The sequence below is a fragment of the Marinobacter sp. genome (assembly GCF_048259445.1).
Classification (GTDB): Bacteria; Pseudomonadota; Gammaproteobacteria; order Pseudomonadales; family Oleiphilaceae; genus Marinobacter.
This window is the reverse complement of the sequence record NZ_JBLXHQ010000004.1, coordinates 112,779-127,996: the sequence shown is the minus strand read 5'-3', so window position 1 is coordinate 127,996 and position 15,218 is coordinate 112,779. Positions and strand designations below refer to the sequence as shown.

Sequence of the window (15,218 nt, the reverse complement as noted above, 5' to 3'; positions counted from 1 at the left end):
TTCGTAAAAAAAGATGTATTCGCAAACAAAAATAGTTAACAGGAACGACGGTATGGAACAGATCAAAGCAGTCATCGCCCGGGAAATTCTGGACTCTCGTGGTTTTCCTACAGTGGAAGTAGATGTAGTGCTGCGTAATGGCGTGGTCGGACAAGGCCGTGTTCCGTCCGGTGCTTCAACGGGGTCCCGTGAGGCGTTGGAGAAACGTGATGGTGATCCTTCAAGATACAACGGTAAGGGCGTGCTTGAAGCCGTTAAAGGCATCAATGATCGTATTGCACCGGCTTTGGAGGGTCGGGTGGTATCTGATCAACTCGCGATCGATCGGTTCATGTGTGAGTTGGATGGTACTCCCAACAAATCGGCACTTGGTGCCAACGCGATTCTCGCGGTATCTCTGGGCCTGGCCAATGCAGCAGCGGACTACAGGCAACAGCCTCTGTACCGTTACCTGGCTGAGCTTTATGGCTGTGACGGGCCAAGTGTTCTGCCGGTGCCCATGATGAACATCATTAATGGCGGAGCCCATGCCGACAATAACGTAGACATCCAGGAGTTCATGATTCAGCCAGTTGGCGCCCCAAGCTACAGCGAGGCGCTGAGAATGGGCGTTGAAACCTTTCACTCACTCAAATCCCTGCTGAAGCAAAAGGGCCTCTCTACCTCTGTGGGTGATGAAGGTGGCTTCGCACCGAACCTGCGCTCCAGTGAAGAGGCTCTCGACCTGATTCTGGAGGCAGTGGAAAAAGCGGGCTATCGCCCGGGATCCGATATTGTTCTGGCGCTTGATTGTGCCGCTTCCGAATTCTACTCCGACGGCTGTTACGACCTCAAAGGAGCAGGAAAGAAATTCAGTTCCGAAGAATTCGCAGATTATCTTTTATCGCTGGCCATGCATTACCCCATTGCCTCCATCGAGGATGGAATGGATGAGAACGACTGGCAAGGCTGGAAGCTCTTGACTGAGAAGCTTGGTGAGCGGGTGCAGCTGGTGGGTGATGATCTTTTCGTCACAAACACCGCGTTGATTGGCGAAGGCATCAGCAAAGGTATAGCCAATTCTGTACTCATCAAATTCAATCAGATCGGCACCTTGACGGAGACGCTGGACGCCATCGGTATGGCCCAGGATGCGGGTTATACCGCTGTGATATCCCACCGTAGTGGCGAGACCGAAGATACGTTTATTTCAGATCTGGCGGTGGCTACCCGGGCAGGGCAGATCAAAACCGGGTCACTGTGCCGCTCAGACCGGGTTGCCAAATACAACCGGCTGCTTTGGATTGAACAGGATCTTGGAGCCCATGCGTTCTATCCCGGCGTGGGTGCCATTCGTTGCGCGCTGGATAGCTGATCAACACTCTTTTCAGGAGAAAGATCATGAGAAAACCGGTATTGATTGGAAACTGGAAGATGAACGGCAGCCTTCAGGCCAATCAGGCATTGATGGTAAGGCTGCTGCCGCGACTTCGCATGTTCCGTAAATCCATGGATCTGGCTGTGTGTCCGCCGCTTCCGTATCTCTTCCAGGTGCGGGACCTGCTCGGCTATACGGGTATTGCGCTTGGCGCACAGAATGCCTCCGCTTTCGTATCCGGAGCCTACACCGGCGAGGTCAGCGCCACCATGCTTCAGGAAATGGGGTGTCGCTATGTGCTTGTTGGCCACTCTGAACGAAGAACGCTATACGGTGAAACAAACCAGGACGTCGCTGCCAGATTCCGGGCGGTGATGAGCGTGGGGCTGACTCCCGTGCTTTGTGTTGGCGAATCGCTGGAGGAACGGGAAGCCGACCAGACATCCACAGTGGTGGCAAACCAGATACAGGCTGTGATTGACGAGGTAGGCCTGTCGTCGCTGGCAAAAGGTGTTGTTGCTTACGAGCCTGTGTGGGCAATTGGCACAGGGAGAACAGCCACTCCTGAGCAAGTTTCAATGGTTCATCAGGATATCAGGAGCTTTGTCGGCCGTAACGCGTCGGAAGCTTCGCAGGATATCAGTGATGCTTTACGAATCATTTATGGCGGTAGCGTAAAGCCCGAAAACGCTTTTGATCTCTTTGGCCTGGCTGATGTTGATGGTGGCCTGATAGGCGGTGCCTCTCTGCATTCGGAAGATTTTGGAGCCATAGCCGGAGCTCTGGCCGAGGCCTCCGGGTTATTGACAGACGAATGCGAAACCAACTGACGGAGACAGTCATGCAATCAACAAAAACGGCGAGATCAGACAGTAACGAGCAAACGCAAAGCTGGGCCAGACCGGATTTTTTCCCGGACGAGAAAAGCATTCCGGAGAAGTTCAGGCGTGATGGCGGTCTATCAATTAGTCATACATTGATCGCAGGAGAGCTTAGGGAATGGCAAGGACCCTTTGCTGAGGTACGTAGCCCCGTTTGTATTAAGGCAGAAGATGGTTCTGAGCCGCGGCCGTTAGTCATTGGCAGAACACCGATGATGGATGGGCATGCTGCCCTTCAGGCTCTGGACGCGGCAGTAACTGCCTATGGTCAGGGCAGCGGCGAATGGCCCAGCCTCTCAGTGGCCCGGCGTATTGAACACGTAGAGCGGTTTCTGACGGAAATGCGTAGCCACCGCGAGGCCGTTGTTGAGCTGTTGATGTGGGAAATTGGCAAAACCTATACTGATGCCTGCAAAGAATTTGACAGAACCGCCGACTACATCAGCGATACTATCCATGAACTCAAGGTGCTCGACCGGCGTTCGTCGCGATTCGAAACGGTTGGTGGGGTTGTTGCCCAGACCCGCAGGTTGCCCGTTGGCGTGGCGCTTTGCATGGGACCCTATAACTACCCGTTGAATGAAACCTTCACCACGCTTATCCCCGCTTTGATTATGGGGAATACCGTGGTGTTCAAACCCGCCAAGTACGGTGTACTTCTGATAGGCCCATTGCTGGAAGCGTTTCAGAAGTCCTTTCCGCCTGGAGTTATCAACGTAATTTTTGGACGTGGCCGAGATACCGTAGGTCCGCTGATGAAAAGTGGTCACGTCGATATGTTTGCGTTTATTGGCACCCATAAAGGCGCCTCTGCGCTGAAACAGATGCACCCGAAGCCTCATCGGCTTAAAGCGGTACTTGGGCTCGATGCCAACAACCCTGCCATTGTGTTGCAGGATGCCGATCTGGATCTTGCCGTGAATGAGTGCGTCGCAGGGGCACTTTCCTTTAATGGACAGCGCTGCACTGCACTGAAACTGCTGCTGGTGCACGAATCCCTGGCCGAAGAGTTCGTATCGCGGTTTTCGGCAGCTGTAAACGATCTGGTTGCCGGAATGCCCTGGGACAAGAGCGTAGCACTGACGCCTTTGCCGGAGCCGGGCAAAGTAACCTACCTCCGTGAGTTGGTGAAGGACGCGGAGGCGAAGGGTGCTGCCATAGTCAACGAAGGCGGAGGGCAGGCAAATGGTACCTATTTCCATCCTGCGGTGCTTTACCCGGTAACCACAGACATGCGCATCTACAGTGAAGAACAGTTCGGGCCGGTTATTCCTGTGGTAGCGTTTAGTGATGAGTCGGAGGTTATCCGCCACGTAAGGGATTCCGAGTTTGGCCAACAGCTCAGTATTTTTGGCACCGACCCGGAGATTATGGGCGGCCTCATTGATGTTCTGGCGAATCAGGTAGGGCGGATCAATCTGAATGGCCAGTGTCAGCGAGGACCAGACACTTTGCCGTTCAACGGGCGGAAGGATTCTGCCGAAGGAACCCTCTCGGTTTCTGACGCCTTGAGGGTGTTTTCAATTCGAACAACGGTAGCGACCAAATCCAGTGAGCGGAACCGGGATCTCGTAACCGGTATTGTGCGCGGTCGCCACTCGCGCACTCTCACAACGGACTATCTGTTCTGATCATTGCATTGCAAGAGCGGGCAGGCTCACAAACTCAGAGGCTTGCCCGCCTCTCTGCGGCGGGCTTCCCACTCTTCACGGGTCTGGGCTGCAGTATCGCCAGACATTGAATCGATGATGCTGAAGTAATCCGAGCCGTACTGGTCTGCCATGATGGTTTCCCGCGGTTTGATTTTGACCACGTAAACGGACTGGATATTCTGGTGGTCAAAATCACGCCAGTACTGTTCATCTTTCAGAAAGGAGTATCTGTGCCCCTCGAGAGCGCGAATCAGCGCCCGGGTATTGGTGGTTCCGGCGCGCTCCACTGCACTTTTGTATTGATACACAATACTGTAAGCGGAGGCTGCAGCAGTGGATGGCCGCATTTCATAGCGTTGTGAGAAGGCTTCAACAAACTCCTTTCCGCGCGGATAGTTCAGCTCATAGGGCACATTCCATACCCAGGGGCTACCACCGACGATACCTTCCATAATGGTTGGGCCAACCTGCCGGGCCATGCCCAGCGTCAGGTTGGGAACAACAACCTGCATCTTTTGGGTCAGGCCCATTTCGTATGCTGTGTTGAGAGCACGAACCATGTCATCACCAAACAGTACCATCATCAACACTTTGGCACCGCTGGCGTCAGCCTGTTCCAGGGCACTCTGGAAGTCGCTCACCAGGGCACGGGGAAAGGGTGTTTTTACACCGGGGTGTCGTTTTGTGTCTTCGGTGTTGGAAAATTTGCGCACAGATTCTTCAACCGACCAACCCCAGGTGTAGTCTGCAGTGATGTAAAAATAATCTTCATCAGCGTGATTGCGCTTCAGATACTGGCTGAGAACCTTGGCGGTCATCCACGCATTGTAGGGTTCCCGGAACATATGGCTGTGCGCCTCGCTTCCTGTTGTGGCATTGGAGTAGGTGAGGGTGCCGAAGTAAAGTTTGTTGCGCTCGCGGGCAGCTTTACCTGAAGCTATGGCTACGGAGCTGGATACGCCACCGAAAACCATTTGAGCGCCTTCCTGATCAATCAGTTCAGCTGTATTCTCTGCGCCTTTTGAGGGATCCCCCCGGGTGTTCCGTATAACCAGTTCCAGCGGCTGCCCCAGAACACCGCCTGCCTTGTTGATTTCATCAACTGCCAGAAAAGCACCCAGCCTCTGTTGTAGACCCTGATCTTTGTAGCGGCCTGTCTGCGGATAGTTCAGGCCTATTTTGAGTGTTTCTGCCGCAACTGTGCTTGCGGCAAGCAGCAGCAGACAGGCGGTAAAGAGTGCGCTTACGGGTTTCATGAAGTCTCCAGTGGCAGGGCACGGCCAAGTGATTGGCACTCGGATGGGTACTCTGAATATTATTGATTGTTTATTGATCGGCAAGAGGGTTAGTTTCTTTGCCTGTGTCGAATCCGGCAATCAGACTAAAGTGGCAATTTGCGTAAAGTATTGTACGTTTGCACCCTCGCTGACATGAGTCATACTGCGAATGCATACCCAGAACGACCGGGAAACAGAGGAACCCAGGCACAGGAGCCTTTCATGGCGGGTTGTAATGCACAGGCTGAAACGATCACTTGGCAGACAGGCCACTGTTATCTCGGTGAAATTCTGGTCGCGAGCACGCAGAGCGGTGTTTGCGCCGTATTGCCGGGTGGGTCGCGTGACGAACTGGTAACGGAACTGGCTCGTCGTTTCCCGAATGCCACTCTCGAGCATGCAAATAATTCCAGGGCGGATTGGTTTGCCGGTGTCATGAACTATCTGGTTGACAGCCGCCGGCCGCTTGCTGTGCAACTTGACCTCCGCGGCACAGAGTTCCAGTGTAGAGTCTGGCGTGCGCTGCAGGAGATTCCGTCGGGAAGTTCGACAAGCTATGGTGAGATTGCTCAACGTATGGGGATACCCACCGCCTCAAGGGCAATAGCGGGAGCATGTGCCGCTAATTCCCTTGCTGTGGTTGTGCCTTGTCATCGGGTACTTCGTGGTGATGGCAGCCTTTCCGGATATCGCTGGGGTATCAAGCGCAAGCAGGCGTTACTGAGTCACGAGCAGGGGTTGTCTGAGCGCTGATGGTGAAAATCACATCTATAAACGTCCTGACGGGTTGTTTTTCAACCGGTTTTAGACGCCTCGCGTGGGTATTGATATTAGCTGTGTTACCGTCTGCGGTTCAGGCACAGTGGCACAGGTACACGGATACCGCGATGACAACACCCGTGGAGCTGGAATTCTGGTTCAGTGACCGGAGCGCTGCCGATGCTATTGCGGAGGATGTTCTTGCAGTGTTCCATCAGGTAGACCGGAACATGAGCCGATACCGGGACGACTCCGAACTCTCTGAACTTAACCGCCTTGCCGCAGACGCCCCGGTCAAAGTAAGCCCGGAGCTTTTCGAGGTCCTTAAAAAAGCGGGCGAGGTGGCTGAACTCAGCGATGGCGCTTTCGATATCAGCTTCGGATCCGTTGGCTTCCTTTACGATTACCGCGAGCGCCAACAGCCCTCCGAGGAAGATATCCGTTCAAGGCTTGGCCATATCAATTATCAGGATATTATTCTGGATGCAGCGGAGCGCACCGTATTCTATCGTCAGCAAGGCCTGCTGGTTGACCTGGGAGGCATTGCCAAAGGCTTCGCCGTTGATCTTGGCATTGAACGCCTTGTGCGGGCGGGTGTTTATCATGCCCGGCTGAGTGCCGGCGGTGACCTGCGGCTTTTAGGTGACAAGCGAGGAAGCCCCTGGCTTGTGGGTGTTCGCGACCCACGCTCCGAAGAACGTAATGCGGTTGTGCTGCCGTTAGCGAATGTTGCTATTTCCACTTCCGGTGATTACGAGCGTTTCTTTATCAATGACCAGGGCGAACGTGTTCATCACATCCTGTCGCCGGGTACCGGGAAATCGGTGCGCGGTGTTCAGAGTGTTACGATTATCGGAAACGATGCGCTGACAACGGACGGGCTTTCTACCGCGGTTTTTGTTCTCGGACCGGAAAAGGGACTTGAAATGATTGAAGGGTTGCCGGGCATCGATGCGATTATCATCGATGATCAGCGGATCATGCATTTTTCCGAGGGTTTGGCGCCCCCGGAATCGTGACGCTGATACCGGGAGCCAGTTCATCGGGATCCTGCCCTAGGGGGTAGTCGGTTTTGGTGGAATGGTACCATTGACCACATTTTCAAAAGCGATCAATCGATCCTGACTGTCGGGATTGCCGAGGCCATGGCCGAGAAACTTTGAGGCAAAGTCACCCTGTTCACCGTGAAGCGCCATATAGTTTAGCAAAACCGTTTGTACCAGCTGGTTTACATTATTTGCAGCCGGGCTGGAAGCGGTTTCCACCGAGGCATCTGCACGCATGAAACCGATCTGGTTACGGGTGGCGACCGGTCGCCCGTTCGGATTGTAAACCAGGAAAAAGGAAGCGGCCGTTTGTTGGTTATCGCCCGTCCACTCGCCTTTACCCCGTCCATCCTGAGAGTCATCCAGGCGGCCATTACTTGATACCGAGCCGTCACTGAAAACATAAAGCATCAGTGGCATTCCTACCTTTGCTGCGTATTCGAGGCAAGCGCCCATGCATCGGCCTGCAAGCTCATCCCGCCGCTCGCCGGTTGCACGCTCACCCGTATGATAGTCGTAGCCTCCCATGGTTACTGTGCCGGCACCCGCGTAGCCGTTCAGCACCAGTTTCATGACAGATGCGGTTTTGCGGAACTCACGGTTACCGTTGAATTCGTCCCTGGTAAATATACCCGTGGGGCCAACTATCTCAAGATCCAGTTCCGGATCCAGATCGGCCGGGTTGCCAAAGCGATCAGCAAGGTCAGCGCTCTTGATGTAGCCGCAGCGAACCAGCTCCTTCACGGCTTCGTCTGTGGTGATCTGAGTGTTCACCTTGTCCATTTTCTTGTCACTGATGCGCTGGATGGATTCCATAACCGCCACCGCATCTTTCTGGTCAAGAATGCCAATCAGGTCCCCAACATCCACCAGACCGGTTACATCGGATGGCCGATCAATCTTGGTGGGTCGTACCTGAGGGTCGATCAGGTTCATAGGTGCCAGAGAGTTTCCTCCGGAGTCTGTGCTTTGCGAGCCAACCAGAGAGAGTAGAGAGCCGTCTGCGCCCGCTTTGTGAATGCCGTACATGGGATTGTGCGGGTTGTTGCCCGTATCGTTCTCTGAACGGGCCGCGATGATCGCGCCGTTAGTTGCTGCGCGGGTGCCGGCGCTGGTGCTCTGTTGAATACCGCGAAGAAACGCGCTGTCAGAGTGAAACGCCAGCCCCAGATCTTCATTCACGAAAGAAGGATCGTTTGGCAGCATGTCACCGGGCAAACCCAGTTTGCTGTAGCCGGCGGTACTCAGAAAGTCCATCTGGCCGCCGGACTTGCCCATCAGCACATTGGAGCCGGCAATGTTCGCGCCGCCTGCCAGATCGAAACAGATAAATGGAATCTTGCCCGCGCCTTGAACCGCGATACCACACTGGGCCTTGAGGCTTTCCAGATCCGGGGAGAGCGCAGCTGCAGCCATTCTGGGGTTGGCAAACAGGCTGAACAGCGATGCGCCAAAAACGGTTGCGGTGCCTGCCATCATGCCCTGTGCAATGAACTCTCTGCGGGAGCGCGGCCGCGAGTGATCATCGTGGAAGAGGGGCTCGCCATTGGCCAGGGGCCGTTTACGGGATTTGCGAATAAACATGAGCGTTGTCCTCTACTGAACCAGGGTGGTGGCGCTGCCAAGAACAGCGGCACAGCTTGCTTTAACAATTGTTTCGGTGCGGTCTGCCGGGCAGTTGGAACCATCGCCGCCACATTTGGCCAGCTCGTCTATCAGGCTGCCAAGCTCCCCCTGAATATCCAGTGCGGCAGGTTGGGTAGACAGATTTTCACCAACGAACCGCGCTAACAGTGGTCCGGTAATCAGGCTTTTTCCGCTGTGATCAAAGGCCGCAGCGGGAGTTGCTGTGAAATCAAAGCCCGGGAAAAAATCGGCTCTCGCCTGGCCATTCTCGATGAGAACATCGCAATACTGAATCGCCATCTGGGTGACAGCCATCTGGTGGGATGACAAAAAGCCGCTGATATTTTCAATCGTTGGTAACTGTTGTTTGACTGTGTTGAAGGTGTTCAAGACAGCCGGCTGAGTTTTCGCAACGCCGGTCATGCGGGCCATAGACTCGTTGATCTCGTCAAAAGTCTTCAGGCCAATTTCCGACGAAGGAGGCAGGTCCGGGGGTGTTGCGATACTTGGAATAGCTGGCTCTGAGCGTGAATAGGTGGTGCCGCCCAGTTTGTCAAACGTGAGGAAGAATTCGTCGGTTTCGGGACCGTTTTCCAGTGCGATGATCGTGCCCAGCCGGGATAATGACTGGCCTGTGCCAGGCTCGTAGTCCGTGCTGTTCAGAACTACGTCAAGATTTGCCCAGGCCTGGCCCACGGTGGCCTCTTTGCCGTTGATACCTAAACGCATGCCCTGAAGCGGGATGTTCGAGGGCTCGACGGTTTCATCAAGGCTAATAAAGAACGGGCTGTTGAAGCTATAACTGAAGCTGTCGAACTGGCTGACTTCGAACACAATATAGCTTTCATTAAGACCAACCAGTTCAGATACGCTGAACAGGAGGAAAAACTTCTGGCCAACACCGACTTCAAAGTTAGCCTGTACCTGTTCCGGGGTCAGTGCCCGGTTATGAATGGCGACCATGCGGATGGCGCCCTGCCAGGCCGAGTTGCCGTCGGTTTCGTTGCCAAGAACCAGCGCAAAACTGTTGTCCCATTCAGACAGCAGGCCGGCATCATCCGGGTCCATATCGCCGGAGTATTGTCCGTTTACAAAAATCTGCCGTCCTGCACCCGGGGAGTAATTGACAACAACGTGTTGCAGCGTGGCCTGCAAAAGCTTGTCGCCATCTTGCGTCGCGAACGGCGTGTTTTCATCGCTGGTGGTGCTGCGATGCAACACTTCATAGCGCTGCAGAGACTGGCTTAATGTCATATTTCTCGTGGTGGACGAGCCGGAATAGGTAACAATTCGCGCGTCTTCCTGAGTGATATTGCCAGGAGCTACCCAGGCTTCGATCGCATACTCTCCGGACCCTGTCAGTAGTGTATGCAGCTTGCGGCTGTCAGCAGTTGAGGCCTGAGCTTTCCCCGCCGGTACCATACCTCCCTGTTCCGTCTGCACCGCTGGCCGCATGTCTATGCCCCAGCCGCCAACCCAGTCTACGTTTCCACTGAGCGTGAGATTCAGAGCAGGGGATACGCCGCTCGTATCGAATGCGGTCTGGCCTTCGCCGGCCTTGAATTCGTAAAGCGCGATGATGTTGTCTTCAAAGCGCCCGCCGGAATTGGCCAAAAGGCCATCGCTGTCCAGGACCAGCGCTTTGCTGGTGACCAGATCCGGGTCGACCGGCTGGAGTGTCTGAAGTAAGGCGAGATCCAGAATCGCTGTTTCCATTTCAGCGGCGGAGCTTTCGCAGTCGGTCGTCCAGCAGTTATGAGCGTCAAATCTCAGCCTTTCTACGAAGCGTGAGTTTGCCGGCGTAGTAAGGTTCATCCGGCTCTTGGACTGCTCGTAGGCCGTTCCGATATTGCCGCTGGCAATATAGGGTGTCTGGCCGCTGTCACCGTGGCAATCACTACAGTATTTCTTCAGTACCGGTGTGTATACGAGCCTCTCGAAATCATCGGTGCCAGAGGGGAAAGGTACCGTATTTCCCGGGTCCTTTATGGTAGGCGCACGAAGCTCTATGGTCTTGGCCGAGTTTGATGAACCACCAGCCCAGTTCGAAATGTAGGTGGTAAGGATGTCTGCGCAGACTGAATCGCTCGTTGTCCAGCAGTTGTGGCCGCCTGCAACCTTGGTAACCATAAGCGATTGGGAGGGGTCGCCCAGATTTACGATCGTATTGGCCTGGCTGTAGGCTGTATTGACGTTCTGGCTGTCAACGAATGTGGGCGACTGGCCTCCTGTTCCGTGGCAGGATCCGCAACGATTGTCCTGAACGAGGTTGTCCCAGACGCTGAGTTTGAAGTTCTGCACGTCTTCGCTCGCTGGCGCGGGCCCGGCATAGTTCACTGCGCCGGTGTTCGACGCTGTATTTGGCAATGCCTCCGTGGATTCACCGCCGCATGCGCTGAGCAGAGTTGTGGCCAGCACCAGCGTAGCGATAGTCGTTGCTGAACGCATACAGTTTTGTAGCTGAAGAATTATTGTTGTCATCGCGCTCTTACTCCCCGGCACAGTAGACGGCAGACTCGGCGAATACCTGCTTCAGGTCGAAACCTGTATTCTTGAAGCTGGTTACCATCGCTTTGACCTGGTTATGATCATCACTGTCGGAAGGCTGCCGAAGACACACATTCCTGAACACTTTTTTCACCTGGCATTCGGCAAAAGCTTCTGAGTGAGCCCACTCTCTACCCAAACTCTTGGCACCGTTTCCGGAGCCCGGCAGGTTTCCATCCCACCCAAGTCGCCGGTTTACGCCCTGCCGCCAGTAGTTATCCCAGCTATCATCCGGCGTTACATAGCCCGGTTCGAATGTGGTGGAGTTGATGAGATACTTGCCTTGAACGAGCGAGCCGGTTTCCGGGTCATTCACGGTGTTGTATACGAGTCTTCCAAGCGCACCATCCGGATCGCTGTCCGGGTTGTACTCATAATCGTAATAGGCAAAGGCCTGAGTCATAGGGTCCATGCCGGTATGGCAGCCCACACAGTTGTTCAGAAACACCCGGCTGTCGCCGCCGGGGCTGCGCGAGACATCCTGGCGAATCCGGTCTGGGGGCAGGGAAACGTCAGCAACCTGCTCAAGATCGCTGCACATGTGGTTGATCAAGGTAAAGCGGAACATCGCACGATTGGTTCCGGCGCTGAAAAACGCCCGTGCAGCTGCGCGGGAAGTGATTACGCCAGCGGTGGCACTGGCCGGTAGTCCGTTAACTGAAGATTGGGTTACCGGTCGAAGGCTGTCTTTAAGGGGCGCACCGCTTTCTTCCAGCTCTTCGTAATGGTTGTTGTTGGAAGTCGAGTATGCTGGCAGCCCGAGCCCGGAGTTGCCGACATAAAGCACATCGTCGTACAGGATTTTCCGAAAATCTTCGCCGTCTCTTACCATTCCGATCACGGTTGCGCTGTAATCGTTGAGTGGTACAAACGGCGTCATCGCCTCATTGGTCCATGGCGCTGCAAAATTCTTGAGGGTCGCATCGTAGAAGGCTGGATCATCCATCGCGAGCTCCGCGGCCCTGATAGCGTTTCCGTCAGTTATATGGCCTTCCATTGTGTCGAGGACAGAAGCAGACGGCGGCACACCCGCAATCCTGTCATGAATCCGTTTGGCCTGCTCTCGCGCTCCCGCGCTCGCAGTGGCAGCGTGCGTAGCGGTTAACAGAATCAGGAGTGACATACTGCATGCCTTGAATGCGCCAGGGCGCATTCTTTGTGGGGCTTTCATGTCGCTATCCTCGATGGCTTTGTTTTTGGCTTTGGCACAATAGGCCAATTTGACAATTGTTAATAGTTTATACTTGCAATTAACATGGAATTTGTGGGGTGCGCCACGTAATTACATTTACTTACGTAAAACCCGTAGAGCTGAAGGAAGGCACCGACTTAATTTATGTCATGAATTTCTGTGCCGTAGTGCAATTTTGCAGTCTTTACATTGGAGTCAGGGCGCGTGCCTTATAACCCTAACGAGTTCATCAGATCGCTGCTCTGCCTCGGTATGGCAGTTGCACTCTCGGGCTGTTTGTCCAGTACCGACAGTCAACAGGCCGATCCAGTTGTGGTTGAGAATCCGGTTGCCTACGTGAAGCGGCCTTTGTTGTTTGATGAGAACAGCGGGGCCCTGATTGAAGATAACCTGGCGGACCCTTCGGGTTTTCGCCCCGGAGCTCGCCTGTTTTTGAAATCCAGCGCATCAATTGACGCAAGCGCGATCGATGTCTCGTCCCGGGCATTTTCCGGGTCGGAGTTTCTGGATGATGACGGTCGGCTGCGTTACGACGTAAAAGATCTGCACGTTTCTCACGATGGTAATCGCCTTCTGTTCGCCATGCGCGCACCTGAAATCGAAGACGCCGATGAGGAAGACCAGCCCACCTGGAATATCTGGGAATACGACCGCGCCGCAGACCTGTTGCGCAGAATCATTACGTCGGATGTAACGGCTAAAGCTGGGCAGGATGTTGCGCCAGCTTATCTCCCCGATGGCAGGATTGTGTTTTCATCCACCCGTCAGCGTACGTCCAAAGCGATTTTGCTGGACGAAGGCAAAGGCCAGTATGCAGGTCTTGACGAAAACAGGGATGTCCCTGCATTCGTGCTCCACACCATGGATGAGGATGGCGATAACATCCTGCAGATTACGTTTAACCAGAGTCACGACCTTGATCCCCTGGTTACTGACGCAGGAGCCATCGTATTCAGCCGGTGGGACAATGCGGGTCAGACCCGTAATAATGGCGTTAACCTATACAAGGTCAATCCCGACGGAACCGGTCTCACGTATCTCTTCGGACGCAATTCCCACAACTCCGTGGAGGGCGCGCGCAACGTTCAGTATCTGAAGTCACGCACGACCGATTCCGGCGATCTGTTAGTGCAGCTGCGCCCTTTTGAAAGCGACGACTATGCTTCGGCCCCGGCCCTGGTAGATGTTGATAACTATGTCGAAGCAGGATTACGCATTGATGGCAGCGAGGGAACGGGTCAGAGGCCGTTGATCTCAGGTATTACGCTTGACGGTGAGCTTTCACTGCAAGGCCGTTATGGGTCTATATCACCCCTGATGGACGGCACTGGCCGATACCTTGTGAGCTGGACGCCGTGCAGGCTCACAGAGGTTTCATCAAGCCGGATTGTTAATTGCACGGAAGAGCGTCTGGTTTCTGCCGACTATGTTCCCGCGCCCCCGGTTTACGGTCTTTGGCTCCTGGACGTAGCAAGTGGCACCCAAAGGCCTGTGGTAGAGCCTTCAGAGGGTGAGCAGTTTGATGGGGCTCTGCTGATGCGCGAGCGCCCGCTAGAAGGCTTTATTCCCGAAGCCCAGACTACTGGAGAGGCCGCGCAGTTGGCGGACAGGGGCTACGGTATTCTACATATTCGTAGTGTTTATGACATCGACGGTGTAGATGCCGCGCCGAACGGTATCGCAGCAACTGCGGATCCCTCAATAACCTCTGCAGCTGATCGCCCGGCGAGATTTTTACGTCTGGAGAAGCCTGTGTCCATGCCCGGTGAGAACGTGCGGGATTTTGATAACAGCGCTTTTGGTCGCAGCCGGGCGCAACTGATGCGGGAAATACTGGGTTACGTGCCCGTGGAGCCCGACGGTTCGGTTAAAGTGGCTGTGCCGGCAAACGTGGCCTTTGCGGTCAGTGTAGTGGACTCTCAAGGGCGCAGAACCAGCGCTCGTCATCAGAACTGGTTGACGGTTCAGCCCGGTGAAACCCTGGAGTGCCAGGGTTGCCATGAGCCGAACTCAATGGTTCCCCATGGCCGGCCGGACGCGAGTCCTGCAGCGGTCTGGGCGGGCGCAAGCACAAACGGTATACCTTTTCCAAACACAGATACAACACTGTTCGCTGATATGGGCGAGACGATGGCTGAAGTCTATGCCCGTATAAAGGGTATCCGCGAGCCGTCGCCCGATCCGGTTTATTTTGCAGATGAATGGGTCGATTTTGCTAACAGCGTTGCGGACCTGTCTCTGACCTACGAAGAACTGGACACACCGAAGCCGATTTCCGGTGTGTGCGAAAACGACTGGGCCGCCAACTGTCGCACGGTTATCAACTATGAATCGCACATTCATCCGCTCTGGGGCTTGAATCGCGAAATTCTGGGTATGGTCGCCGGTCAGGAGGAAGTGATTGATGATTATACTTGCACTGGCTGCCATACCAACAGCGATGCGGCCGGAGCGCCATTTATTGCAGAGGCACAACTGGATCTCACGGACGGCCCTTCAGACGCCGAACCATTGCATTTCAAGGCTTATCGAGAGCTGCTGTTTCCGGATAACGAGCAGGAGCTCACTCCGGGTGGTGTGTTGGTGGACACAATGATTGATACGGGTGATGTCCTCAGGGATGAAAATGGAGACCCGATACTGGATGAAGTAACTGGCCTGCCAACGCCCATTCTTGCGCCGGTTGCGGTCAGAGAAAGTATGTCTGTTAACGGCGCCTTGGCCAGTACCCGGTTCCGGAATGTATTTGGCCCGGGCGGAGCACATGAAGATTTCCTGTCCGCGGCTGAACTCCGCCTGATATCTGAGTGGCTCGATATAGGCGCCCAATACTACAACAACCCCTTCGCCGCACCGGAAGACTGATCAGGACCGATACCAG

10 protein-coding genes are annotated in these 15,218 nt (G+C 54.6%); 6 read left to right on the top strand and 4 right to left on the bottom strand.

The genetic code is table 11. The annotated features are described in order from the left end of the window. The first annotated feature begins 52 nt into the window (after window positions 1-52). From eno to ACN0RL_RS04595, 3 genes are read left to right on the top strand one after another with little or no spacing between them, the layout of a single operon-like run. The gene (gene eno / locus ACN0RL_RS04605; RefSeq protein ID WP_417514176.1) at window positions 53-1,354 is read left to right on the top strand and encodes a phosphopyruvate hydratase; all 1,302 of its coding nucleotides are present in this window, start codon (window positions 53-55) and stop codon (window positions 1,352-1,354) included. 26 nt (window positions 1,355-1,380) lie between these two features. Further along, on the top strand, window positions 1,381-2,187 hold the full coding sequence (tpiA, locus tag ACN0RL_RS04600) for a triose-phosphate isomerase (RefSeq protein WP_417514174.1): 807 nt from the start codon (window positions 1,381-1,383) through the stop codon (window positions 2,185-2,187). 11 nt (window positions 2,188-2,198) lie between these two features. Further along, on the top strand, window positions 2,199-3,869 hold the full coding sequence (locus ACN0RL_RS04595; RefSeq protein ID WP_417514172.1) for an NADP-dependent glyceraldehyde-3-phosphate dehydrogenase: 1,671 nt from the start codon (window positions 2,199-2,201) through the stop codon (window positions 3,867-3,869). 26 nt (window positions 3,870-3,895) lie between these two features. Here ACN0RL_RS04595 and ACN0RL_RS04590 read toward each other — a convergent pair whose 3' ends face one another. Then, window positions 3,896-5,146, bottom strand: coding sequence for a substrate-binding protein (locus ACN0RL_RS04590; protein ID WP_417514170.1), 1,251 nt, complete (start codon window positions 5,144-5,146; stop codon window positions 3,896-3,898). Between the two features lie 243 nt (window positions 5,147-5,389). Between ACN0RL_RS04590 and ACN0RL_RS04585 the strand changes: the two genes are divergently transcribed. Next, complete coding sequence (locus tag ACN0RL_RS04585; RefSeq protein ID WP_417514168.1) at window positions 5,390-5,920, top strand: methylated-DNA--[protein]-cysteine S-methyltransferase; 531 nt, start codon at window positions 5,390-5,392, stop codon at window positions 5,918-5,920. 134 nt (window positions 5,921-6,054) lie between these two features. After that, complete coding sequence (locus tag ACN0RL_RS04580) at window positions 6,055-6,945, top strand: FAD:protein FMN transferase (protein ID WP_417514166.1); 891 nt, start codon at window positions 6,055-6,057, stop codon at window positions 6,943-6,945. Between the two features lie 36 nt (window positions 6,946-6,981). Here ACN0RL_RS04580 and ACN0RL_RS04575 read toward each other — a convergent pair whose 3' ends face one another. The 3 genes from ACN0RL_RS04575 to ACN0RL_RS04565 are packed head-to-tail and all read right to left on the bottom strand — an operon-like array spanning window position 6,982 to window position 12,316. Beyond that, window positions 6,982-8,556, bottom strand: coding sequence for a hypothetical protein (locus ACN0RL_RS04575; protein WP_417514164.1), 1,575 nt, complete (start codon window positions 8,554-8,556; stop codon window positions 6,982-6,984). 12 nt (window positions 8,557-8,568) lie between these two features. Next, entirely contained in the window at window positions 8,569-11,079 is a 2,511-nt protein-coding gene (locus ACN0RL_RS04570) for a LamG-like jellyroll fold domain-containing protein (RefSeq protein WP_417514162.1), read from the bottom strand. Window positions 11,080-11,086: 7 nt separating this feature from the next. Then, window positions 11,087-12,316: a hypothetical protein gene (locus ACN0RL_RS04565; protein WP_417514160.1), complete on the bottom strand. Its 1,230-nt coding sequence runs from the start codon at window positions 12,314-12,316 to the stop codon at window positions 11,087-11,089. Between the two features lie 225 nt (window positions 12,317-12,541). Here ACN0RL_RS04565 and ACN0RL_RS04560 point away from each other — a divergent pair, with 225 nt between their 5' ends. Further along, window positions 12,542-15,202, top strand: a complete 2,661-nt coding sequence (locus ACN0RL_RS04560; RefSeq protein WP_417514158.1) for a hypothetical protein — start codon at window positions 12,542-12,544, stop codon at window positions 15,200-15,202. The last annotated feature ends 16 nt before the right edge of the window (window positions 15,203-15,218 follow it).

Bases quoted from the DNA above. Each gene is read 5' to 3' on its own strand.
- ACN0RL_RS04590 (WP_417514170.1), bottom strand. From the start codon at position 5,146: ATGAAACCCGTAAGCGCACTCTTTACCGCCTGTCTGCTGCTGCTTGCC.
- eno (WP_417514176.1), top strand. From the start codon at position 53: ATGGAACAGATCAAAGCAGTCATCGCCCGGGAAATTCTGGACTCTCGT.
- ACN0RL_RS04595 (WP_417514172.1), top strand. From the start codon at position 2,199: ATGCAATCAACAAAAACGGCGAGATCAGACAGTAACGAGCAAACGCAA.
- ACN0RL_RS04565 (WP_417514160.1), bottom strand. From the start codon at position 12,316: ATGAAAGCCCCACAAAGAATGCGCCCTGGCGCATTCAAGGCATGCAGT.
- ACN0RL_RS04585 (WP_417514168.1), top strand. From the start codon at position 5,390: ATGGCGGGTTGTAATGCACAGGCTGAAACGATCACTTGGCAGACAGGC.
- ACN0RL_RS04575 (WP_417514164.1), bottom strand. From the start codon at position 8,556: ATGTTTATTCGCAAATCCCGTAAACGGCCCCTGGCCAATGGCGAGCCC.
- tpiA (WP_417514174.1), top strand. From the start codon at position 1,381: ATGAGAAAACCGGTATTGATTGGAAACTGGAAGATGAACGGCAGCCTT.
- ACN0RL_RS04580 (WP_417514166.1), top strand. From the start codon at position 6,055: ATGACAACACCCGTGGAGCTGGAATTCTGGTTCAGTGACCGGAGCGCT.
- ACN0RL_RS04570 (WP_417514162.1), bottom strand. From the start codon at position 11,079: ATGACAACAATAATTCTTCAGCTACAAAACTGTATGCGTTCAGCAACG.